The 21359-nt window shown below is 73.5% G+C and carries 15 protein-coding genes and 1 pseudogene; 5 read left to right on the forward strand and 11 right to left on the reverse strand.

Translation table 11 applies throughout. The features are described from left to right. Positions 1-137: 137 nt before the first annotated feature. Both ACF08F_RS03880 and ACF08F_RS03885 read right to left on the reverse strand, forming a co-directional pair. Positions 138-1406, reverse strand: coding sequence for an SWIM zinc finger family protein (locus ACF08F_RS03880; RefSeq protein WP_392296895.1), 1269 nt, complete (start codon positions 1404-1406; stop codon positions 138-140). Next, on the reverse strand, positions 1403-4297 hold the full coding sequence (locus tag ACF08F_RS03885) for a DEAD/DEAH box helicase (protein ID WP_392296896.1): 2895 nt from the start codon (positions 4295-4297) through the stop codon (positions 1403-1405). The genes ACF08F_RS03880 and ACF08F_RS03885 overlap by 4 nt, the downstream gene beginning before the upstream one ends. Before the next feature lie 219 nt (positions 4298-4516). Between ACF08F_RS03885 and ACF08F_RS03890 the strand changes: the two genes are divergently transcribed. Next, positions 4517-4855, forward strand: coding sequence for a hypothetical protein (locus tag ACF08F_RS03890; protein WP_392296897.1), 339 nt, complete (start codon positions 4517-4519; stop codon positions 4853-4855). A 252-nt stretch (positions 4856-5107) separates the two neighbouring features. Then, positions 5108-5377: a DUF6343 family protein gene (locus tag ACF08F_RS03895; protein WP_392296898.1), complete on the forward strand. Its 270-nt coding sequence runs from the start codon at positions 5108-5110 to the stop codon at positions 5375-5377. 10 nt (positions 5378-5387) lie between these two features. Here the strand turns inward: ACF08F_RS03895 and ACF08F_RS03900 are convergent, their stop codons facing one another. The 4 genes from ACF08F_RS03900 to rpsA form a co-directional block, all read right to left on the reverse strand. Continuing rightward, positions 5388-5756 carry a tetratricopeptide repeat protein gene (locus ACF08F_RS03900; RefSeq protein WP_392296899.1) on the reverse strand — a complete coding sequence of 123 codons (369 nt, stop codon included), beginning with the start codon at positions 5754-5756 and terminating at the stop codon, positions 5388-5390. Positions 5757-5870: 114 nt separating this feature from the next. Beyond that, positions 5871-6476, reverse strand: a complete 606-nt coding sequence (gene coaE, locus ACF08F_RS03905) for a dephospho-CoA kinase (protein WP_392296900.1) — start codon at positions 6474-6476, stop codon at positions 5871-5873. A 116-nt stretch (positions 6477-6592) separates the two neighbouring features. After that, the gene (locus ACF08F_RS03910) at positions 6593-7531 is read right to left on the reverse strand and encodes a PAC2 family protein (RefSeq protein ID WP_392296901.1); all 939 of its coding nucleotides are present in this window, start codon (positions 7529-7531) and stop codon (positions 6593-6595) included. Between the two features lie 198 nt (positions 7532-7729). Further along, positions 7730-9241, reverse strand: a complete 1512-nt coding sequence (gene rpsA / locus ACF08F_RS03915) for a 30S ribosomal protein S1 (protein ID WP_015032828.1) — start codon at positions 9239-9241, stop codon at positions 7730-7732. A 357-nt stretch (positions 9242-9598) separates the two neighbouring features. Between rpsA and ACF08F_RS03920 the strand changes: the two genes are divergently transcribed. Together ACF08F_RS03920 and hrpB are read left to right on the forward strand one after the other, a co-directional pair. Then, on the forward strand, positions 9599-10447 hold the full coding sequence (locus ACF08F_RS03920; RefSeq protein ID WP_392296902.1) for a class I SAM-dependent methyltransferase: 849 nt from the start codon (positions 9599-9601) through the stop codon (positions 10445-10447). 59 nt (positions 10448-10506) lie between these two features. Then, on the forward strand, positions 10507-13068 hold the full coding sequence (hrpB, locus tag ACF08F_RS03925) for an ATP-dependent helicase HrpB (protein WP_392296903.1): 2562 nt from the start codon (positions 10507-10509) through the stop codon (positions 13066-13068). Here the strand turns inward: hrpB and ACF08F_RS03930 are convergent. The 3 genes from ACF08F_RS03930 to ACF08F_RS03940 form a co-directional block, all read right to left on the reverse strand. After that, positions 13052-14056 (reverse strand): DUF3068 domain-containing protein, encoded by a 1005-nt coding sequence (locus ACF08F_RS03930; protein ID WP_392296904.1) that lies wholly within the window; start codon positions 14054-14056, stop codon positions 13052-13054. The genes hrpB and ACF08F_RS03930 overlap by 17 nt on opposite strands. A gap of 10 nt (positions 14057-14066) precedes the next feature. Beyond that, positions 14067-14207 carry an SPW_0924 family protein gene (locus tag ACF08F_RS03935; protein WP_107105423.1) on the reverse strand — a complete coding sequence of 47 codons (141 nt, stop codon included), beginning with the start codon at positions 14205-14207 and terminating at the stop codon, positions 14067-14069. 170 nt (positions 14208-14377) lie between these two features. Further along, positions 14378-16261 (reverse strand): lytic transglycosylase domain-containing protein, encoded by a 1884-nt coding sequence (locus tag ACF08F_RS03940; RefSeq protein ID WP_392296905.1) that lies wholly within the window; start codon positions 16259-16261, stop codon positions 14378-14380. 276 nt (positions 16262-16537) lie between these two features. Between ACF08F_RS03940 and ACF08F_RS03945 the strand changes: the two genes are divergently transcribed. Beyond that, the gene (locus ACF08F_RS03945) at positions 16538-17413 is read left to right on the forward strand and encodes a DUF4184 family protein (protein ID WP_392296906.1); all 876 of its coding nucleotides are present in this window, start codon (positions 16538-16540) and stop codon (positions 17411-17413) included. 238 nt (positions 17414-17651) lie between these two features. On the opposite strand, the pseudogene ACF08F_RS03950 reads toward ACF08F_RS03945, so the two are convergent. Together ACF08F_RS03950 and polA are read right to left on the reverse strand one after the other, a co-directional pair. Further along, positions 17652-18320, reverse strand: a pseudogene (locus ACF08F_RS03950) (serine hydrolase); the annotation flags it as partial. 164 nt (positions 18321-18484) lie between these two features. After that, on the reverse strand, positions 18485-21205 hold the full coding sequence (polA, locus tag ACF08F_RS03955) for a DNA polymerase I (protein WP_392296907.1): 2721 nt from the start codon (positions 21203-21205) through the stop codon (positions 18485-18487). Between the last annotated feature and the right edge of the window lie 154 nt (positions 21206-21359).

The following is a 21359-nucleotide window of genomic DNA, read 5'->3' on the forward strand; positions in this document are numbered from 1 at the left end:
TCCGGAGGTGTACACGGGCAAGTGCCCGTACCGGAATCAACGCGACAAACACGGGTGCCGGATCCGGCCGTTGGCGTGATTCACTCCTTCGAGTGGGGTGCCCTGGTGCGCCGTTCGAGTGTCGACAGTCCGTCCCGTCACGTTCCCAGCAGGTCGGTGAGGGCGCCGACCGGGTCCGGGTCGGGCTCGCCGCGCGGCCACCAGTCCTCGCGGCCGCCGTCCGACTCGTAGCCGTACCAGAGGCCGTCCCGGCCCAGCCTGAGCTGGAGGGATTCCGTGGAGAGCCGGTTGCGCCAGGGACGGAAGGCGGGGAAGTCGGCGGCGAGCAGCGCGGGTCTGGCCCGGTCGAACGGGCCGGCCGGCGGGTCCCAGGGCTCCTCCAGGACGGCGAGTCCGGCGGCTCCGCCCTGCCGCCAGGCGGCGACGGCACGGGCCAGGTCCGTGGGCGTGCGGTCCAGGGCGTAGGCCAGATCGCGGTAGAGGGCTCGGGTGGAGGCGGTGAGCCCGGACCCGGGGTGCGCGGCGGCCAGCCGGACCGCGTCCTGCCAGGGGCTGAGCGCGGCGACCGGGTCGTGCCCGGTGGCGAGGAAGGTGTGGGCGCGGACGGCCGCCTCGCTCGCGAGGAGGTCGAGGGACAGGGGATCGGGGGCTTCGGGGTCGGGCGGGAAGACGGCGGGCCGGCCCGGTCGCTCGGGGAGCGTCAACGGCCGGGGCAGCGGCAGGAGTCCGGCGGCCGTCGCGGCGAGCGCGGCGCGGGCGGGGACCGTCGGCATCGGAGGCGCGGCGGCGGTCGTCTCGGCGGCGGAGCGGGCGGCGTTGCGCCGGGTGAGCTCGGCGAGCAGCTCCTGCTCACCGCGACCGCGCATCAGGAAGAGGACGAACGGGTCCTCGTCGAGGAGTCTCGCGGCCTGATAGCAGAGGGCGGCGGCGTGCTTGCAGGGGTAACCGTCGTCCGGGCAGGAGCAGTCGGGGACGAGGTCCCCCGGTGCGGGCAGCAGGCCGGCGACGGCCTCCAGGGCGTGCGGCACGTCCTTGTCGAGGAGGGCGGCGATGTGATCGGGGCGGGCGGTGGCCTCGTCGAGGAACCGCTCCCAGCCGTCGTCGCCGAGGGTCCGCATCCTGATCTCGGTGCGGTACGGGCGGGTGCGGCTGCCGTGGACGTAGGCGACGACCCGGCCGGGGGTGACGGTGATCGCGTCGACGTGGCCGCGCCCGGCGTACGCCTTCCCGCGGGCGAGGCGCGCCGGGTCGAGGGCGGTGCCCTCCAGCGCCTCGACCCAGGCATTCCCCCACCAGGTGGCGGCGAACCGGCCGTCGGGCGCCTCGCGGGGCGCGACCTGCGGGAAGCTGCGACGGCGGTCGTCGTGGCGGGGCAGGGCCCCGCGGGCGGAGCGCGGGTGGTTCACGCGTGCCTCCTCAGGGACACCAGGTCGGCCAGCTCGCGGTCGGTCAGTTCGGTCAGGGCGGCCTCGCCCGAGCCGAGGACCGCGTCGGCCAGGGCGCGCTTGGCGAGCAGCATCTCGGCGATGCGGTCCTCCACCGTGCCCTCGGCGACGAGACGGTGGACCTGCACCGGCTGGGTCTGTCCGATCCGGTAGGCCCGGTCGGTGGCCTGCTCCTCGACGGCCGGGTTCCACCAGCGGTCGTAGTGCACGACGTGGCCGGCCCGGGTGAGGTTGAGGCCGGTGCCGGCGGCCTTGAGGGAGAGCAGGAAGACCGGGACCTCGCCGGCCTGGAAGCGGTCGACCATCCGCTCGCGCTCGGCCACCGGGGTGCCGCCGTGCAGCAGTTGGGCCTGGATGCCGCGCGCGGCCAGGTGGTCGGCGAGGAGCCTGGCCATCGACACGTACTGGGTGAAGACGAGCACGGACCCGTCCTCGGCGAGGATCGTGTCGAGGAGCTCGTCGAGCAGGGCGAGCTTCCCGGAGCGGCCGGCGAGCCGGGCGGTGCCGCTGCCGCGCGGCGCCTGCTCCTTGAGGTACTGCGCGGGATGGTTGCAGATCTGCTTGAGGGAGGTCAGCAGCTTCATGACGAGCCCGCGACGGAACATGCCCTCGGCGGCCTCGATCTGCGCCATCGTCTCCCGGACGACCGCCTCGTACAGCGAGGCCTGCTCCCTGGTGAGCGACACGGGGTGGTCGGACTCGGTCTTGGGCGGCAGTTCGGGGACGATCCCGGGGTCCGACTTGCGGCGGCGCAGCAGGAAGGGCCGGACGAGCCGGGCGAGCCGCTCGACGGCCTCCGCGTGCTCGATCTCCTCGTTGTTCTCCACGGCCCGGGCGTGGCGGGAGCGGAAGGCCTTGAGCGGGCCGAGGAGCCCGGGGGTGGTCCAGTCGAGGAGCGCCCACAGCTCGGAGAGGTTGTTCTCCACGGGGGTGCCGGTCAGGGCGACCCTCGCCGGTGCGGGGATCTCGCGGAGCGCCTTCGCGGTGGCGGAGAACGGGTTCTTGACGTGCTGTGCCTCGTCGGCGACGACCATGCCCCACTCCCGCTCGGCGAGTTGGGCAGCGCTGGTGCGCAGGGTGCCGTAGGTGGTGAGGACGAAACCGCCGTCGACCCCGTCGAGTCCGCGGCCGGCGCCGTGGAAGCGGCGGACCGGGGTGTCGGGGGCGAACTTCTCGATCTCCCGCTGCCAGTTGCCGAGGAGCGACGCCGGGCAGACGACGAGGGTGGGGGCGCGGCGGGCGCGGCGCAGGTGGAGGGCGATGAGCGTGACGGTCTTGCCGAGGCCCATGTCGTCGGCGAGGCAGCCGCCGAGGCCGAGCGAGGTCATCAGGTCCAGCCAGGCGAGGCCGCGGAGCTGGTAGTCACGGAGGGTCGCGGTCAGGCCGGGCGGGGCCTGCACGGATTCGGGGCCGGCCATGAGCCGGTCCCGGAGGGCGGCGAGAGCCCCGACGGGGACGGCGGGGACGGTCTCGCCGTCCACCTCCGCGGTGCCGGTGAGGGCGACGGCGAGGGCGTCGACCGGCTCCAGCAGGCCCAGTTCTCGCTTGCGGGCCTTGCGGACGAGGTCGGGGTCGACGACGACCCACTGGTCGCGGAGGCGTACGACGGGCCGGTGGGCCTCGGCGAGCAGGTCCATCTCGCGCTCGGTGAGGGGATCGCCGTCGAGGGCCAGCTGCCAGTTGAACCGCAGGAGCTCCTCGCTGTCGAAGAAGGACGTGCCGTCGGTCGCGGAGCCGGGCGCGGAGAGGGCGGGGCGGACGACGGCTGAGGCGCTCAGCGAGCGGGCCAGTTCACGCGGCCAGTGGAGGGCGACCCCGGCGTCGGCGAGCCGGGCCGCCGCCGGGCCGAGCAGTTCGTACAGCTCGTCCTCGGTGACGGCGAGGACGTCGGGCACGTCCCGCTCCAGGAGCCGGGACAGCGGGGGCCAGACGCGGGCGGCGCGGCGCAGGGCGAGGACCGCGTCGATCCGGGCGCGCGGCCCGAAGTGCTCGCCCTCCCCCTCCCACAGGGCCAGGGCGTCGATGACGAGGGTCGGGTCGGCGAGGCTGTGGATCTGGAGGATCGCGGCGGCGGCCCGGCGCTCGGCACCGCTCTCCTCCCCGGCGGCGGTGTCGGCGATGTCGAAGAGTTCGTACCCCGACAGGTCGAGGCGGAGCGAGACCCGTACCCCCGCGTCCATCCCGGCGGCGGCCTCCGCCGCCCAGGCACGCGCGCGGGGCAGGTGCTGCGGGGTGCGGGCGGCGAACGGTGCCCCGACCGCGTGGACGGCGGCCGGCGTACGGGGCAGGGTGTCGGCGACCGCGTCGAGGAAGGCGCGCACGAGCGCCTCGGGCTCGGGCAGCCGCAGCGGGCCTGGGCCGGACACGGGCACGGCGTGCGCCTCGTACGGCATGGCCGCGGCGACGGCCCGCAGGTGGGCGATGTCTTCGGCGTCCAGCGGGCCGGCCCGCCAGGCGTCCAGGTCGTCGGCGGTGAGACCGGGCAGCAGCCTGCCCCGGGCGACCAGCTGGAGGGCGTGCAGCGCGGCGGCGCCCCAGCAGGCGGTGGCGGGGTGCGCGGCGGGGTGGTGGCGGGCCGCGACGAGATGGGGCAGGGCGGCGGCGACGGGGAGGGTGACGGCGGGCACGACCCGCGTGCGGGCGCCGCTCCCGTGCCGCCGGACCACGGTCAGCTCGACCCGCTCCGCGCCTTCGGGGGCGGCGGGACCGGCCTCGGAGGAATCCGGTCCGCCGCCGGGCCCGGCAAGCTCCGGCAGGGGGCCGCCGTCGGGGGCCCAGAAGGCGACGCGGCCTTCGCGCGGCAGGGCGGCCGGGAGGAAGACGGCGGCGCCGGTGGTCCAGGTGTGCGTCACTGCTCTCCTCTCCTCCCGCTGCTCGGCGGACTCCGACGGACTCTCGTACCAGGAACTCCGACCATACGGGTGGGGTCTGACAACGGCCCTCGGCGGCGTTCCCCCGTGCGGCCCATCAGCGGATGACACGGGGTCCGGCAGGCGGCAGGGTGGCCTGCACCAGGGGTGGATCCGGGGTGCTGCCGACCGCCGCCTTCGTACGACAGAAGAGGATTCGCCATGTCCGTTCGCCGGCGTCTCACGACGGCCACCGGAGCCGTCCTGCTCACGTTCGCGGTCGCCGGCTGCTCGGGCCTGGGCCGCAGCGCCGTGGGCACGATCACCTACGAGACGGAGCGCGAGCTGGCGATCACCGTGACCAGCCCCTCGGTGAACGGCTGCCACCGCCTCCTGGCGCCGTCCGGGGTGACCCGCGTCGAGAACGAGACCCTGGTCGACATCATCATGTACCCGACCCGCGACTGCCGGGGCAAGATCAACACCTACATCCCCACCAGCACCAGCAACAACATCGCGCCGGGCGCTCTGCCCTGGCGCAGCTACAGCGTCGTCCACTAGGGCGTGTTGCGAAAGTAGCGCCGGCCGCCCGAAGGGCGGGCCCGACGGCGTCTGGTGCGTGCGATCGCAAGGCGGAGGGTCGCCCCGATACTGGATGTATCGGGGCGATCCCGACAACGCGGCAAGCGTGCGTACCAGACGCCGGCGGGACTTTCGCAACACGCCCTAGGGGCCGTCCGGCGGCCCTTCCCCCTCCCCCTTCACGGGTCCATGCTGGAAGTGGACAGGGACCCCGACGGAGGGGTGACCGTGATGCGCTCAGGGAACGAGCCGGCCACCGCGCGCAGTCCCCTGCGGCTGCGGTTCTGGCTCGGTGTGTGGGGCCTGCTGTGGGCGGCGTTCGGCACGGCCGTGTTCTCGCTGGTGGGCCGTCCGGGGTGGGCGGCCGCCTGCGGAGTGCTGTTCCTGGTGGTGACCGTCGACCTGGCGATGGTCCTGCGCCATCTGCACCAGGGCCCGCACTGGCAGCCGGGCCGGGACGTCCCGCCCTACGAGCCGGACCATGGCGGCACGGGCCGCTGAACCGCGGCCGTCAGTTCCGTGTGTCGAACCCCGCCGCCTGGAGGTACTCCGGCTTGGGGTCGAGTGCGGCGGCGAGCCGGAAGTGCCGGGTGGCCTGGGCGGTCAGCCCGGAGCGCTCGAAGGTGCGGGCGAGGGCGAAGTGGGCGAACGCGTTGTCCGGCTCGCGCTCCAGGACCAGCTCGAACTCCAGCTGGGCCGGACGCAGCTGGGCGGCGGCGAAGAACGCCCGGGCCCGCAGCAGTCGCGCGGCCGTGTTCTCGGGATGGGCGGCGATCACCGAGTCCAGCAGCTTCACAGCGCCACGAGGGTCCCGCGCGGCCAGCAGGTGCTCGGCGGCGCGGAAGTCGATGACGTGCGTTTCCGGGTTCGTGTCGGCCACGATGGCATCCTTCCCTCGATGAGAGGAAGGAACACCGAACCAGGCGGCCGCATTCCGCCGGTGCGCCGCCCCGGCCGGGCCCGGCGCCTCACGCACGGGACCGGGGTACGCGGCTCAGGCCGGGGCGGCGGCCCGCCGCTCCAGCTCGTCCCAGACCTTCCGCACCTGCGGTTCCAGCGCCTCCAGCGGACCGTCGTTGTCGATCACGAGGTCCGCGATCTCCAGCCGCTGGGCCCGCGTGGCCTGGGCGGCCATCCGGGCCCTGGCCTCGGGCTCGGCCATGCCCCGGAGGCGTACGAGCCGGTCGAGCTGGGTCTCGGGGGACGCGTCGACGACCACGACGAGGTCGTACAGCGGTGAGAGGCGGTTCTCGGTGAGCAGGGGCACGTCGTGGACGACGACGTCTCCGGCACCGGCCCGGCCCTCCAGCTCCGCCGACCGCGCCCCGACGAGGGGGTGCACGATGGCGTTCAGGGTGGCGAGGCGGTCGGCGTCGGCGAACACGATGGAGCCGAGCTTCGGCCGGTCGAGCGTGCCGCTCTCGGTCAGGACACCGTCCCCGAAGGCCTCCACGACGGCCGCGAGCCCCGGCGTACCGGGCTCGACGACCTCGCGGGCGATCCGGTCCGCGTCGATCAGCACGGCTCCGTACGAGACGAACAGCCGCGACACTTCGCTCTTGCCGGCGCCGATCCCGCCGGTCAGGCCCACCTTCAGCATGAGCGGCAGCTTAGGGCCTGGCCGGTGGGGACGGCGCGCCGCCCCCGAGAGAGGGGCCTGGCCTTGTCCGCCGCGTCAGGAGCGGACAGGGCGCGGCCCGGATCCCCGGGCAGGTCCTACGAGTCGCCCTCGCGCTCGGCGAGGAAGCGCTCGAACTCGCGGCCAAGCTCGTCCGCCGACGGCAGGTCGACCGGCTCGGCGACCAGGCTGCCGCGGGTCTCGGCGCCGGCCACCGCGTCGTACTGGTGCTCAAGGCCCTGGACGAGCGCGACCAGCTCCTCGTCGCCCTCGCCGATCTGGCGGTCGATCTCGGTCTGGGTGCGGCGGGCCTCCGTCCGCAGCGCGTGGGCGACGCCGGGGAGCACGAGGCCGGTGGCGGCCGTGACGGCCTCGAGGACGGTCAGGGCGGCGTCCGGGTACGGCGAGCGGGCCACGTAGTGCGGGACGTGGGCGGCGACCCCGAGGGTGTCGTGGCCGGACTCCGAGAGCCGGTACTCGACGAGGGACTCGGCGCTGCCGGGGACCTGGGCCTCGTCGAAGGGGCTGGCGTGCCCGGGCATCAGGTCCGTGCGGGTGCCGTGCGGGGTGAGGCCGACGGGGCGGGTGTGCGGCACGCCCATGGGGATGCCGTGGAAGTTGACCGCGAGGCGCACGCCGAGCCGCTCGACGATCTGCCCGACGGCTGCGGCGAACCGCTCCCACTCGACGTCGGGCTCGGGGCCCGAGAGGATCAGGAAGGGTGCCCCGGTGGCGTCCTGGACGAGGCGGACCTCGATGGACGGCGTCTCGTACGCGGTCCAGCGGTCGCGCCGGAAGGTCAGCAGGGGGCGGCGGGCGCGGTAGTCCACGAGCCTGTCGTGGTCGAAACGGGCCACCAGCTGGTGGGGCAGGGTGTCGAGCAGCCGCTCGACGATCTGCTCACCCGCCTCGCCCGCGTCGATGTAGCCGTCGAAGTGGTACAGCATGACCAGCCCGGCCGACTCCTGTGCCAAGGCCAGGTCCACGACGGCCAGGCCCTTCGGGTCCCATTCGTACAAATCCTGGGGATCAAGCACGATTACCGCTCCTCCTCGTGTTCTCTCTGGCAACGCCGTGAGCCGCACCACCATTCCCGTGCGGGCCGATCTTCCGGAGGAGGAGTCCGGTGGGCCGGGTCGGAGCCGCCTTCCCTTCGGGGAAACGACCGAGGCCCGCCTCCCCGAAGGGAAGCGGGCCTCGATGCGCTAGCGGCTAGCGCTCAGCGGAGAGCCTGTTCAGCTCTGGCCGCCGGCGAGCTTCTCGCGGAGGGCGGCGAGCGCCTCGTCCGACGCCAGGGCGCCGGAGTTGTCGTCCGACTCCGAGGAGTACGAACCACCCGAGATGCCCGCACCGGCGTTGCCGGCGGCCGGGGCGGCAGCGCCCTCGGCAGCGGCGGCCTCGTCGGCCTCGCGGGACTTGATGACCTGAGCCTGGTGCTGCTCGAAGCGAGCCTGCGCCTCGGCGTACTGGGTCTCCCAGGCCTCGCGCTGGGTCTCGAAGCCCTCGAGCCAGTCGTTGGTCTCGGGGTCGAAGCCCTCGGGGTAGATGTAGTTGCCCTGGTCGTCGTAGGACGCGGCCATGCCGTACAGGGTCGGGTCGAACTCGACCGAGGCCGGGTCGGCACCGAAGGACTCGTTGGCCTGCTTCAGCGAGAGGCTGATGCGACGACGCTCGAGGTCGATGTCGATGACCTTGACGAAGATCTCGTCGTTGACCTGGACGACCTGCTCCGGGATCTCCACGTGGCGCTCGGCCAGCTCGGAGATGTGGACCAGACCCTCGATGCCCTCGTCCACGCGGACGAACGCACCGAACGGAACCAGCTTGGTGACCTTACCCGGGACGACCTGACCGATCTGGTGCGTACGGGCGAACTGCTGCCACGGGTCCTCCTGCGTCGCCTTCAGCGACAGGGAGACACGCTCGCGGTCCATGTCGACGTCGAGAACCTCGACGGTGACCTCCTGGCCGACCTCGACAACCTCGGACGGGTGGTCGATGTGCTTCCAGGACAGCTCGGAGACGTGCACGAGACCGTCGACGCCACCCAGGTCCACGAAGGCACCGAAGTTGACGATCGAGGAAACGACGCCGGAGCGGACCTGACCCTTCTGCAGGGTGGTGAGGAACGTCTGGCGAACCTCGGACTGGGTCTGCTCGAGCCAGGCGCGGCGGGACAGGACCACGTTGTTGCGGTTCTTGTCCAGCTCGATGATCTTCGCCTCGAGCTCCTTGCCCACGTAGGGCTGGAGGTCGCGGACGCGACGCATCTCGACGAGGGAGGCCGGCAGGAAGCCACGGAGGCCGATGTCGAGGATGAGACCACCCTTGACGACCTCGATGACGGTACCGGTGACGATGCCGTCCTCTTCCTTGATCTTCTCGATGGTGCCCCAGGCGCGCTCGTACTGGGCACGCTTCTTCGAGAGGATCAGGCGGCCTTCCTTGTCCTCCTTCTGGAGAACCAGGGCCTCGATCTCGTCGCCGACCTTGACGACCTCGTTCGGGTCGACGTCGTGCTTGATGGAGAGCTCGCGGCTCGGGATGACGCCTTCGGTCTTGTAACCGATGTCGAGCAGGACCTCGTCCCGGTCGACCTTCACGATGACGCCGTCGACGATGTCGCCGTCGTTGAAGTACTTGATCGTCTCGTCGATCGCGGCGAGGAAGGCTTCCTCGTTACCGATGTCGTTGACCGCAACCTGCGGGGTGGTGCTGGTGGCGGTGGTCTCGGTGCTGCTCGTCATGTGGGAAAGGGCTCCGGTTACGGACAGAAAGTCGTAGGTACTGCTACGCCGAGAGCCCGTATCGCACCAAGAAGCCGGACAGCCAATGAAGCCCCTGCCCGTGAAACGGGAGGTGCCTCGAAAACCGAGGGGACATACAACAGGTACGAGCGCGGCCTGCTCCGTCTGAGGCGCGCAGGCCCGCAGCGCAACCTTTAGCATACGGGGGCGGCCGGACAGGGTCAATGCGCGAAGCGCACACCCGGGGCAGATCCGCGCAAACCCGGCACCATTTCTTGCCCGGCACGCCGGATCCACGCCATGTCGGCGGGGTCGGCCGCACAGCGGCACTGAGCGCAAACTACATCGGCGGGCGAGATGAACCAAGAGTACGAACAGCACGAGGGCCCGGACGTGGCCGAGGACGAGGCCGAGGCCACCCGGCGTGACGCGGGGGACGCGGAGAGCAGCCGGGCGAGCCGCGGCTGGTGGGACCGGAACGCGGACGAGTACCAGAGCGAGCACGGGGCCTTCCTGGGCGACGACCGGTTCGTGTGGGGACCCGAGGGACTCGACGAGGCCGAGGCGGAGCTGCTCGGTCCGGCCGCCTCGCTGAAGGGGCGTGACGTCCTGGAGATCGGCGCGGGGGCGGCGCAGTGCTCGCGCTGGCTGGCGGCGCAGGGGGCGCGGCCGGTCGCCCTCGACCTCTCGCACCGGCAGCTCCAGCACGCGCTGCGGATCGGCGGGGAGGTGCCGCTGGTCGAGGCGGACGCCGGGGCGCTGCCGTTCCGGGACGGCTCCTTCGACCTGGTCTGCTCGGCGTACGGCGCGGTGCCGTTCGTCGCCGATCCGGTACGGGTCTTCCGCGAGGTCCGCCGGGTGCTGCGGCCCGGCGGTCGCTGGGTCTTCTCGGTGACGCACCCGATCCGCTGGGCGTTCCCGGACGAGCCGGGGCCGGAGGGCCTGTCGGTGGCGGCCTCGTACTTCGACCGCACGCCCTACGTCGAGCAGGACGAACGGGGGCAGGCCGTCTACGTGGAGCACCACCGGACCCTCGGGGACCGGGTGCGGGACGTGGTGGCCGGCGGTTTCCGGCTCGTGGACCTGGTCGAGCCGGAGTGGCCGGCCTGGAACAGCCAGGAGTGGGGCGGCTGGTCGCCGCTCCGGGGGAACCTGATCCCGGGCACGGCGATCTTCGTCTGCGAACGCCAGGATCAGTCCTATTAATAGGGGGGTCCTGTGGACAACCGGACTCGCCTTTTCCCGGCGCGTACGAGACTGAGTGCGTGATCCGAAACGACGCACTCGACCTGCTTCCCGTCCGCCATGCCGTCCCCGAGCTGCTGACCGCGCTCGCGGAGCGCGGCACGGCGGTGCTCCACGCGCCGCCCGGCACCGGCAAGACGACGCTGGTGCCGCTCGCGCTCGCGGGGCTCATAGGGGACGGACCAAAGCGGCGGGTGCTGGTGGCCGAGCCGCGCCGGATGGCGGTGCGCGCGGCGGCGCGGCGGATGGCCTGGCTGCTCGGCGAGGAGGTCGGCGGGACGGTCGGCTTCTCGGTGCGCGGGGAGCGGCGGGTGGGTCCCGCGACCCGGGTCGAGGTGGTGACGACGGGTCTCCTTCTCCAGCGGCTCCAGCGTGACCCGGAGCTGGCGGGCGTGGACGTGGTGCTGCTCGACGAGTGCCACGAGCGGCACCTGGACGCCGATACGGCCCTGGCCTTCCTGGTGGACGTGCGCGCGGCCCTGCGGCCGGAGCTGAAGCTGATCGCGGCCTCGGCGACGAGCGACGCGGAGGCGTGGGCGGAGCTCCTCACGGTCGTGGACCGCAGCGGACCCGCCCCGATCGTGCGGAGCGAGGGCGAGGGGCACGGGTACGCGGTGCGGTTCGCCGCGCCTCCTGCCGGGATCCGGCCCGCGCACGGCACCTGGGTGGACCCGGCGCTGCTGCGCCATGTGGCGGCGACCGTCCGGCTGGCGATGGAGCGGCACGAGGGGGACGTCCTCTGCTTCCTTCCCGGTACGGGGGAGATCGCGCGGACGGCGGGGCTGCTCGCGGGGGTGGACGCGGAGGTGCTCCAGTTGCATGGCCGGGCGCCCGCGGAGGTGCAGGACGCGGTCCTGCGGGGTGCCGGGCCGGGCGGGCGGCGCCGGGTGGTGCTGTCGACCTCGGTGGCGGAGTCGAGCCTGACGGTGCCCGGGGTCCGGATCGTCGTGGACTCGGGGCTCGCGCGGGAGCCGCGGACGGACCACGCGCGGGGTCTGGGGTCGCTGGCGACGGTGCCGGTGTCGGTCGCGGCGGCCACCCAGCGGTCGGGGCGCTCGATGCGTGAGGCCTTCGGGACCGTCTACCGGTGCTGGGCGGAGGCCGAGGACGGGAGCCGGGCGCGGTTCCCTTCGCCCGAGATCAGGATCGCCGATCTGGCGGACTTCGCGCTGCGGGTCGCATGCTGGGGCGATCCGACGGCGGAGGGGCTCGCGCTGCTGGACGTGCCGCCCGCCGGGGCGATGGCGGCGGCCCGTTCGGTGCTGGCGGCGGTGGGCGCCGTGGACGAGGACGGCCGGGCCACCGAGCGGGGCGTGCGGCTGTCTCGGCTCGGGCTCCACCCCCGGCTGGGGCGTGCCCTGCTCGACGGCGCCGCCGAGGTCGGTGTCCGGCGGGCGGCGGAGGTGGTGGCGCTGCTGAGCGAGGAGCCGCCGCGGGAGTACGGGGACGATCTGACGGCGGCCTGGCGGTCGGCGCGCCGGGGCGGGGACGGGTACGCGGCCCGCTGGAAGGCGGAGGTCCGGCGTCTGGAGCGCTCGGCCGGCGAGGTGGCCGAGCCGGGGAGCGGAGGAACGGCGGGGGCCGGCTCGCGGGCGGGCGGGGAGGACGCCGTGGCCGGGCTGGTGACGGCCCTCGCCTTTCCCGAGCGGGTGGCCAGGGCCCGGGAGCAGGGCGGCTATCTGATGGTGTCGGGCGGTGGGGCCCGGATCGCCGAGGGGTCCGGGCTGCGGTCGACTCCGTGGCTGGCGGTGGCGGTGGCGGACCGTACGGCCCGGGACGCGACGGCGCGGGTGCGGCTGGCGGCCGTGGTCGACGAGGGCACGGCCCGGTGGGCGGCGGGTCGTCTGCGGGCCACGGGCGAGGAGGTCCACTGGGAGGACGGCGATGTGGTGGCGCGCTCGGTGGACCGGCTGGGTGCGGTCGAGCTGACCGTGCGGCCCCTGGGGGCCGGGGCGGAGCCCGCTCTCGTGCGGGAGGCGCTGCTCGACGGGCTGCGGCGGGAGGGGCTCGGGCTGTTGCGGTGGAGCCGGGACGCCTCGGAGCTGCGGGAGCGGCTCGCGTTCCTGCACGGGGAGCTGGGCGAGCCCTGGCCGGACGTGGCGGAGGGGGCGCTGGTCGACCGGGCCGAGGAGTGGCTGGAGCCGGAGCTGTCGCGGGCCGCGCGCCGGGCCGATCTGGGGCGGATCGACGCCGGGCAGGCCCTGCGGCGGTTGCTGCCCTGGGCGACGGGCGAGGCCGGGCGGCTGGACGAGCTCGCGCCGGAGCGGATCGAGGTGCCGAGCGGCTCGCGGATACGGGTCGAGTACGGCGAGGGGCGGCCGGTGCTCGCGGTGAAGCTCCAGGAGATGTTCGGCCTGGCCGAGACGCCCCGGGTGGCGGGGGTGCCGGTCCTGGTCCATCTGCTCTCCCCCGCCGGGCGGCCGGCGGCCGTCACCGCCGACCTGGCCTCGTTCTGGCGGGAGGGCTACCGCGCCGTCCGGGCGGAGCTGCGGGGCCGGTACCCGAAGCATCCGTGGCCGGAGGACCCGTCCGCGGCGGAGCCGACCCGGCACACCAGCGCGCGGCTCAGACGGGAGCGGTGACGGGCCCCGGCGGGCCCGATGGCGCCGGGGGTGCCGGGGGTGCCGCCGGGCGGCGGGAGCGGGCCTCCAGCCAGAAGGCGAGGGCGAGGAGGACGAGGGCGAGGACGGTGAGGCTCCAGGGGAGGTAGGAGACGAGCATCATGACCATCAGACGGTTGGAGCCGACCATCTCGACGACGCTGTCGACGTAGTCGCCGCGCATCTTCACGTGGCCCTCGAAGACGGTGAGGGTGTCCTGGCCCATCAGCGCCTTGGCGTTGCGGAGCTCCTCGCGGTGGATCTCCTCGCCGTTGACGGGGGCGCCGGTGACCGGTTCGACCCAGAACATGCGCTTGGTGGTGTACCAGCGGGTGAGGCCCGAGTCGGCGAGGACCTGCGGGGTGATGCCCTTGACCGGCATGGCCTTGGGCATGGGGACCTTGGTCCAGGGGACGGTCTGCTCGAAGTAGTAGACCTCCAGGCCGCGGAAGGTCCGCGTGCCCTTGTAGTGGATGGGGGCCGAGGTCCGGGTCTGGGCGTCGAAGTACTGGTAGTCCCGCTTCTCGGTGAGGAAGGGCCACTTGAACTCGATGCCCTCGCGGCGGACCGGGTCGCCGTCGACCGACTCGCCGGTGGCGTTGACGGGGTCCTGGGTGTGGGCGTCGAAGATGTACCGCTCGGGGACCTTGGAGACCATCTTGCCGTCGGGGCCGGTGACGTAGGCGAGGGCGTCCCAGACGACGACGTCGCGGCCGGCGTCGCGTTCGATCCGCTTCGACTCCTCCACGTTGCCCTTGAGGGTCTGGATGATCGTGATCTTCTCGACCTTCTCGGCCTTGAGGGTGGAGTAGTTGAGGAGCGTCGCCGGCCGGGCCTCCAGGACGGTCTCCTGGTACTGGTTCGGCGGGATCTTCGCCAGGCGCGGGAAGGCGTACCAGCGCAGGGTCGGTGCCATCGCGGCGCAGCAGACGGCGAGGGCGAGGAGGACGAGGCTGGCTCGGCGGCGCACGGTCGGCCCCCTACTTCTTCGGGCCGGGGTCGGCGGTCAGCAGTGGTTTGGGCGAGGTGGGCCCGTCGGGCGGCAGGTCGACCAGGGAGACGAGGAGGACGAAGAGGAGGACTGGGGCGAGTCCGATGGCGACGGCGACAAGGGCGCGCATGGTCGGCCTCCCGCTGATCGATCTGATGGCGCGTCAGGGCTGGGGCACCGTAGCAACGCGACCGCGAGATGAGAACACGTTGCACCCGGATAACGCGGAGCGCCGCCCCTCGTGTCCGGTGCGGACGGAGGGGCGGCGCTGGAGACGCGACGCGGGGAGCGTTCCTTCGGTCAGTTCGAGGGCGAAGGGGAGGAGGTGGCCTCGGGCGAGTCGGTCGGCGACTCGGACGTGGAGGGGGTGGGCTCCGGGGTCGTCGGCTCGGGGGTGGGCTCGGGGGCCGTGACCGTGAGCTCGACGAAGACGGTGCCGCCGCCGGGCGCCGTCAGCTTGAGGAAATACGTGCCGGCCTTGTCGCCCGCGAGGAGGTCGCCGGCGGCGAGGGTGATCAGGCCGTCCGCGTCGGTCGTGAAGACCTTGGTCCTGGCCGTCGCGCCCTCGGCGCCCTTGAAGTACGGGCCCTCGGTGCTCGCGTCGGTCGCGGTCTTCGAGGTGACGACGGATCCGGTGACGAGGACGCCGGGGGCGAGCACGCCCTTGACGGTGGCCTTCACCCGGAGCTGCTGGGTGAAGGCGGTGCCGGTGGTGGCGGGCAGGGCGGCGTCGCCGTCGAGCCTCGTGAGGGTGTCCGCCTGGCGGGCGGTGACCGTCGCGCCGAACTCGACGGCGGCCAGGGTGCGGTTCACGACGGTGGCCCGGACCGTGAACGAGCCGGTCTTCTCGCCCGCCCGGAGCGCGGGCGAGGCCGCAAGGCCGCTCGACCCGGTGGTGACGGTGGCCGTGGTCCTGCCCCCGGCGAAGCGGGCGTCGGTGGTCCCGACGATGTCGAACCGGATGCTCACCCCGGTGACCGGCGTGCCCACGGCGTCGAGCGCCGCGACCGTGGGGGCCTTGGCGAAGGCGTTCCCGGTGGTCGCCGTCAGCGCACCGGTCGCCACCGGCGCGAGCCGCGCGACCTTGACGGCGGGCGGGACGGTGGGGTCCGTCGTCGGCGGGTCGGTCGGCTTCGTGGGCGGAGTGGTGGGGGTGGGCGGAGTGGTGGGGGTGGGCGGCTTGCTCGGGTCCGTGGTCGGCTGCGTGGGCCTCGGGGAGACTCCCGGCTCGGACGGCTTCGGGTCCGGCGACTCCGGCTTCGGCGCGGACGTCGTCGGCGCGGGCGTCGTCGGGAGGGGCGAGTACGGCGGGGTGTACGTGGGACGGTTGCCCCGGCCGCGGGTGTCGCTGCGGTCGACCGGCAGCACACCCGTGCCGTCCGGGACCTGGTGGGTGCCCCGCTTGTAGTACTCGAACCAGGACAGGACCGTGTTCAGGTACTCCGTCGAGCGGTTGTAGCTGAGGACGGCGCGGTCGAGGTCGGCCTTGAGCGCGAGGTTCCGGTCGTTGGCGCAGAGGTAGAGACCGGCGGCCTGCGCGGCGTCGTAGATGTTGTTGGGGTCCTTCTTGCCGTCACCGTTGGCGTCCTGGCCCCAGGTCGCCCAGGTGGACGGGATGAACTGCATCGGGCCGACGGCGCGGTCGTGGACCTTGTCGCCGTCGTAGGCACCGCCGTCGGTGTCCGAGATGTTGGCGAAGCCGACGCCGTTGAGGGCGGGGCCGAGGATCGGCGAGAGGGTCGTGCCGTTGGCGTCGACCCGGCCGCCGCGCGCCTGCCCGGACTCGACCTTGCCTATGCCGGCGAGGAGCTGCCACGGCAGGTTGCAGTCGGGGTCGGTCGAGCGCACCGACGCCTCGGCGCGCTTGTAGGCGGCGAGGACGGACGCGGGTATGCCGGCCTCGGCGGGGCCGGTGATCACCGGCAGGTTGGTGGACGCGCCCGGCTTGTTCGGGGTGTTCAGGGGCGGCAGTTCGGTGAAGTACGGGGAATCACCCGTCGCGGAACCGTCCGACGGCGGCGTCGTGGTCTCCCCGGTGCCGATGGCCCGGTCGCCTCCGGCGTTGTCCGTGGGCGGCGGAACCATCTCCGGCGCCTGCGAGGCGGCGAGCGCCGCGACCGCCGCGGCCACCACCGCACCGCTGGTGGCCCCCTTGCGCAGCCGGCGGCCCAATTGCGCTGCCATACCTGTGGTCCCCTCCCCATCGACTGCGTCCCACGCTCCCCGCGTGTGACCTCCGGCGACCTTATGCCAACTCCGTACCGCCCGGTACTGACGCCTGACCGTGTTTCACGCTTTCGTCACCACTCGGCCTCCTGCCGGCCGGAGCCGGACCGGTGACCTCCGCACGCATACGGGCCGAACTGCCGGAAACGGGAACCGACCTGCGGGTCCGGCACCTCTTGCACTGCGGCCGTCGTCCGCCCGGCCGTCGCCGCCGGAACCGAGTGGGAGCTCCCGTTGCCGTTCACGCTCAGCCATGCCGCCGCCGTCCTGCCCGGGTTGCGGCGGGACGGGACCGCGCGCGGACCGCTGGTCGCCTCCGCGCTCGTCGCGGGCTCCTTCGCGCCCGACATGACCTACTTCGCGGCCACGGCGGTGCCCGGGGCGATGGTCTTCGGCGACGTCACCCACTCCCCCGTCGGGATCGTCACGGCCGACGTGCTGATCACCGCGGCGCTCGTGGCCCTCTGGCTGGTCGTGCGCGAGCCGCTCGTCGCGCTGCTGCCCGCCCCGTGGCGCGGGCGGGTGTACGGGCTCGTACGGGGACGGCCCTGGCGGGACCGGCACGCGGCGGTCCTCGCGGGCTGGTTCTTCCTCTCGGCGGTGCTCGGTTCGACGACCCACGTGGTGTGGGACTCCTTCACCCACCTCGACCGCTGGGGCACCCGGGCGATCCCGTTCCTCGGCGACGTCGTGGCCGGGTTCCCCGTCTACCTCTACGCGCAGTACGGGGGTTCCGCGCTGGCCCTCGGGCTCCTCGGCTGGTACGTGCTCCGGGCGCTGCGCTCGACCGGGCCGGGCGCGGAGCTGCCCGCCGGCGTCCCGGTCCCGGGGCGGCGGGGACGGCTCCTCGCGGTGGGCCTCATCGGTGGCTGCGTCCTCGCAGGTGTCGCGCACCGGGTGCTGCGCTGGGCGGCGCACTGGGGCTGGGGCCGGATCGAGACGCCCCTCGACGTCATTCCGACGGCCTGTTTCGGGGCCGGCGCGGGGCTCGCCGTCGGGCTCGTGCTGTACGGGACGGGGACACGGCTCCTGGGAAGGCCCCCGACTCCCGCGACGGGGCGGCGGGAGCCGGTGCGTCGGACGGAAGGCTCCCGTCCGGGGTCTCGCTGATCCGGTGCCCGGGGGTGAAGCCGCGGGCCGCCGTGCTGCCGGCGAGTCCGCGGTGGACGGCCAGGGCGACCCTCTCCAGGGTGCGGACTCCGTACTTCATGGTGGGGTTGTCGTGGCTCAGGAGCGCGAGCCGGTAGTCGACGGGGGCGGCGCCGGTCGTGGTGGTGCCGGAGGCGGTTCCCGTGGTGCCCGTGCCTCGCACCACGCCGATGCTGTGGACGCGCCACTCGTGGGTGGCGCGGGGCAGCCAGCCGTTCTTGAGGTGGACCTTGACCGTGCGGGGGGCGCCCGCGGTGACGCCCCAGGCCTGGCTGCCGACGACCTTCCCCATCAGGTTCATCGCCTCGGTGCGGCGGGAGACGGCGGCGAGCAGGGCCAGCTGGTCGCGGGCGGTGGTGCGGGTGAGGCCCCAGTAGCGGTCGTGGCCGAGGACGGTGTCCTGGGCGCCGGCCTCGCGCAGCACCCTGTTCAGGCGGGCGCGTGAGAGTCCCTGCCAGAGGTCGGTGGCGGCGGTGTTGTCGGAGCGGGTGATCATGACCTTCATCCGCTGGGCCTCCAGCCGCGTGGGGGCGCGGCCCAGCTCCTCGGCGCGGCCGAGGACGGCCTGCATGATGAGGACCTTGGCGATGCTGGCGGAGTCGTAGGGCCGGGTGTCCCCGAGCCGGCAGCGCAGGTCGCGTCCGGGGTCGTGGACGGCGACCGCGACCGTGCCGTCGCGGCCCCTGAGCGCGGCGGCGATGTCCTGGGACATGCGGGCGGCGAGGGCGGGGTCGCGGGGGGAGGCGCAGAGTGCGGGAGCCTGGGCCTGGCCCTGGTGTGCCTCGGCGGGCCCGGCGGTGGCGGCCCCGAGGAGGGCTGCGAGGAGGGCGGCCAGGCGGAGGTGGGAGCGGGGGCGGCTCGTGAGCATGCCCCCAGTGTCGGGAGCGGGGGGGTCCGGCGCGCCCGGAGTGGCCCACCTGGCGCACACCTACCGTGACGTGCGCACACCCGCCGTGACCGGTCCGTGGGCACGCACCGGGCGCACGACAAGAGCGCCGCCCGTGGTGGGCGGCGCTCTCGGTGGTGCGTGGGTCAGTGGGCTGCCGAGTCCCAGTTCGGGCCTACGCCCACCGAGACGTCGAGCGGGGCCCGGAGGTCCGCCGCGGCGGACATCTGGTCGCGGACGAGGCTCTCGACCCGGTCCCGCTCGCCCGGGGCCAGTTCGAGGACGATTTCGTCGTGGACCTGGAGGAGCATCCGGGAGGCGAGACCTGCCTCGGTGAGCGCGCGGTCGACGTTCAGCATGGCGACCTTGACGATGTCCGCGGCCGTGCCCTGGATGGGGGCGTTGAGCGCCATCCGCTCGGCGGACTCGCGGCGCTGCCGGTTGTCGCTGTTGAGGTCGGGCAGGTAGCGGCGGCGGCCGAGCATCGTCTCCGTGTACCCGGTGGCGCGGGCCTCGTCGACGACCCGGCGCAGATAGTCCCGTACCCCGCCGAAGCGCTCGAAGTAGGTGTCCATCAGGCCGCGGGCCTCGCCCGGGTCGATGTTCAGCTGCTGAGCGAGGCCGAAGGCGGAGAGGCCGTAGGCCAGGCCGTACGACATGGCCTTGATCTTGCGGCGCATCTCGGCGTCGACGGCGGACCGCTCGACGCCGAAGACCTGGGAGGCGACCGTGGTGTGCAGGTCCTCGCCGGAGGCGAAGGCCTCGATGAGGCCCTCGTCCTCGGAGAGGTGGGCCATGACCCGCAGCTCGATCTGGCTGTAGTCCGCGGTCATGAGGGCCTCGAAGCCCTCGCCGACGACGAAGCCGTGCCGGATGGCCCGGCCCTCGTCCGTGCGCACCGGCACGTTCTGCAGGTTCGGGTCGGTGGAGGAGAGGCGTCCGGTCGCGGCCACCGTCTGGCTGAAGGTGGTGTGGATGCGGTCGTCCGCCGCGACCGTCTTGATCAGGCCCTCGACCGTGGAGCGCAGACGGGCCTGCTCGCGGTGGCGGAGCATGATCACGGGCAGGTCGTGCTCGGTCTGGCCGGCCAGCCAGGCGAGCGCGTCGGCGTCCGTCGTGTACCCGGTCTTGGTCTTCTTGGTCTTCGGCAGGTTCAGCTCGCCGAAGAAGACCTCCTGGAGCTGCTTGGGCGAGCCGAGGTTGAACTCGTGGCCGACGGAGGCGTGCGCCTCCTTCACGGCCTGCTGCACGGCGCCGGCGAACTGCTGCTCCATCGCCTCCAGGTGGTCGCGGTCGGCGGCGATGCCGTGCCGCTCCAGGCGGGCGAGGAGGGCGGAGGTGGGCAGCTCGACGTCGTGGAGGAGCTCGCGGGCGCCGACCTCGCCGAGGCGCTCGTCGAAGGCCTCGGCGAGGTCGAGGACGGCCCGCGCCTGGGTCATGAGGGCCTCGGCCTCGGCGGTGTCGTCGGCGCCGAAGGCGAGCTGGCCGTCGGCGGCGGCCGCCGGGGCGAGCTCGCGGTGGAGGTACTCGACGGAGAGCGCGTCGAGCGCGAAGGACCGCCGGCCGGGCTTGACCAGGTAGGCGGCGAGGGCGGTGTCCATGGTGACGCCCGCGACGCTCCAGCCGTGCTCGGGGAAGACCCGCATGGCGCCCTTGGCATTGTGCATGACCTTGGGGCGGGCCGGGTCGGAGATCCACTCGGCCCAGGCCCGCTCGTCGGTCTCGTCGAGCGCGCTGGGCTCGAACCAGGCGGCGGCCCCGCCGGCGGCGGCGAGGGCGATCTCGCTGACGTTCCCCGTGCCGAGGGCCCAGCTGTCGACGGTGGCGATGCCGAGGGGCTCGGTGCCGTGCTCCGCGAGCCAGGGGGCGAGCTCGCCGGCGCCGAGGACGGTGGCGTCGAGCTCGACGCCCGCGGCGGGGGCCGGGGCGGTGTCCTCGGCGGCGCCGGGGTCGACGGCGAGGAGCCGCTCGCGCAGCGAGGGGTTGCGGATCTCCAGGGTGTCGAGGACGAGGGCGACCGCCCCGCGGTCGTACGGCTCGCGGGCGAGGTCCGTGACGCCCTTCGGCAGCTCGACGTCCGTGACCATCGCGGTCAGACGGCGGTTGAGCTTGACCGACTCCAGGTGGTCGCGGAAGTTCTGCCCGGCCTTGCCCTTGACCTCGTCGGCGCGCTCGACGAGCTCGGCGAAGGAGCCGAACTGGTTGATCCACTTCGCGGCGGTCTTCTCGCCGACGCCGGGGATGCCCGGGAGGTTGTCGGACGGGTCGCCGCGCAGGGCGGCGAAGTCGGGGTACTGCGAGGGGGTCAGCCCGTACTTCTCCTGGACCTTCTCCGGAGTGAAGTGGGTGACCTCGGAGACGCCCTTGGTGGGGTAGATCACGGTGGTGCGGTCGGAGACCAGCTGGAACGAGTCCCGGTCGCCGGTGAAGATCCGGACGTCGAAGCCCTCGGCCTCGGCCTGGGTGGTGAGGGTCGCGATGACGTCGTCGGCCTCGAAGCCGTCGACGGCGAAACGCGGCACGTTCATCGCGTCGAGGAGCTCGCCGATGAGCTCGACCTGCCCCTTGAACTCGTCGGGGGTCTTCGAGCGGTTCGCCTTGTACTCGGGGAACTCGTCGGACCGCCAGGTCTTGCGCGACACGTCGAACGCGACGGCGAAGTGCGTGGGCGCCTCGTCGCGCAGGGTGTTCGCCAGCATCGAGGCGAAACCGTAGATCGCGTTCGTCGGCTGGCCCGTCGCGGTGGTGAAGTTCTCCGCGGGCAGCGCGAAGAACGCGCGGTACGCCAGGGAGTGCCCGTCCATGAGGAGGAGTCGCGGGCGGTCCGCTTCGGTCTTCTCGGTCTTCTTCGATGCTGTCTCGGCCACGGAACGATCCTCCCACGCCCCACTGACATTCCCGGTCGTCCCGCCCCGCCGCCCCCGTCCGGCCCGCTCCGCCGCCCCGCCCGGCCCGCCTCTCCGGCGCCGACCGGCCCGTTCCTCCCCCCGTCAACGGCGCGTGACAGGATCGGAGACGTAC

This window comes from Streptomyces sp. NPDC015130 (genome assembly GCF_043080005.1).
Taxonomy (GTDB): Bacteria; Actinomycetota; Actinomycetes; order Streptomycetales; family Streptomycetaceae; genus Streptomyces.

Bases quoted from the DNA above. Each gene is read 5' to 3' on its own strand.
- ACF08F_RS03890 (WP_392296897.1), top strand. From the start codon at position 4,517: ATGTCCGTTCGCCGGCGTCTCACGACGGCCACCGGAGCCGTCCTGCTC.
- ACF08F_RS03895 (WP_392296898.1), top strand. From the start codon at position 5,108: ATGCGCTCAGGGAACGAGCCGGCCACCGCGCGCAGTCCCCTGCGGCTG.
- coaE (WP_392296900.1), bottom strand. From the start codon at position 6,476: ATGCTGAAGGTGGGCCTGACCGGCGGGATCGGCGCCGGCAAGAGCGAA.
- rpsA (WP_015032828.1), bottom strand. From the start codon at position 9,241: ATGACGAGCAGCACCGAGACCACCGCCACCAGCACCACCCCGCAGGTT.
- ACF08F_RS03920 (WP_392296902.1), top strand. From the start codon at position 9,599: ATGAACCAAGAGTACGAACAGCACGAGGGCCCGGACGTGGCCGAGGAC.
- ACF08F_RS03935 (WP_107105423.1), bottom strand. From the start codon at position 14,207: ATGCGCGCCCTTGTCGCCGTCGCCATCGGACTCGCCCCAGTCCTCCTC.
- ACF08F_RS03940 (WP_392296905.1), bottom strand. From the start codon at position 16,261: ATGGCAGCGCAATTGGGCCGCCGGCTGCGCAAGGGGGCCACCAGCGGT.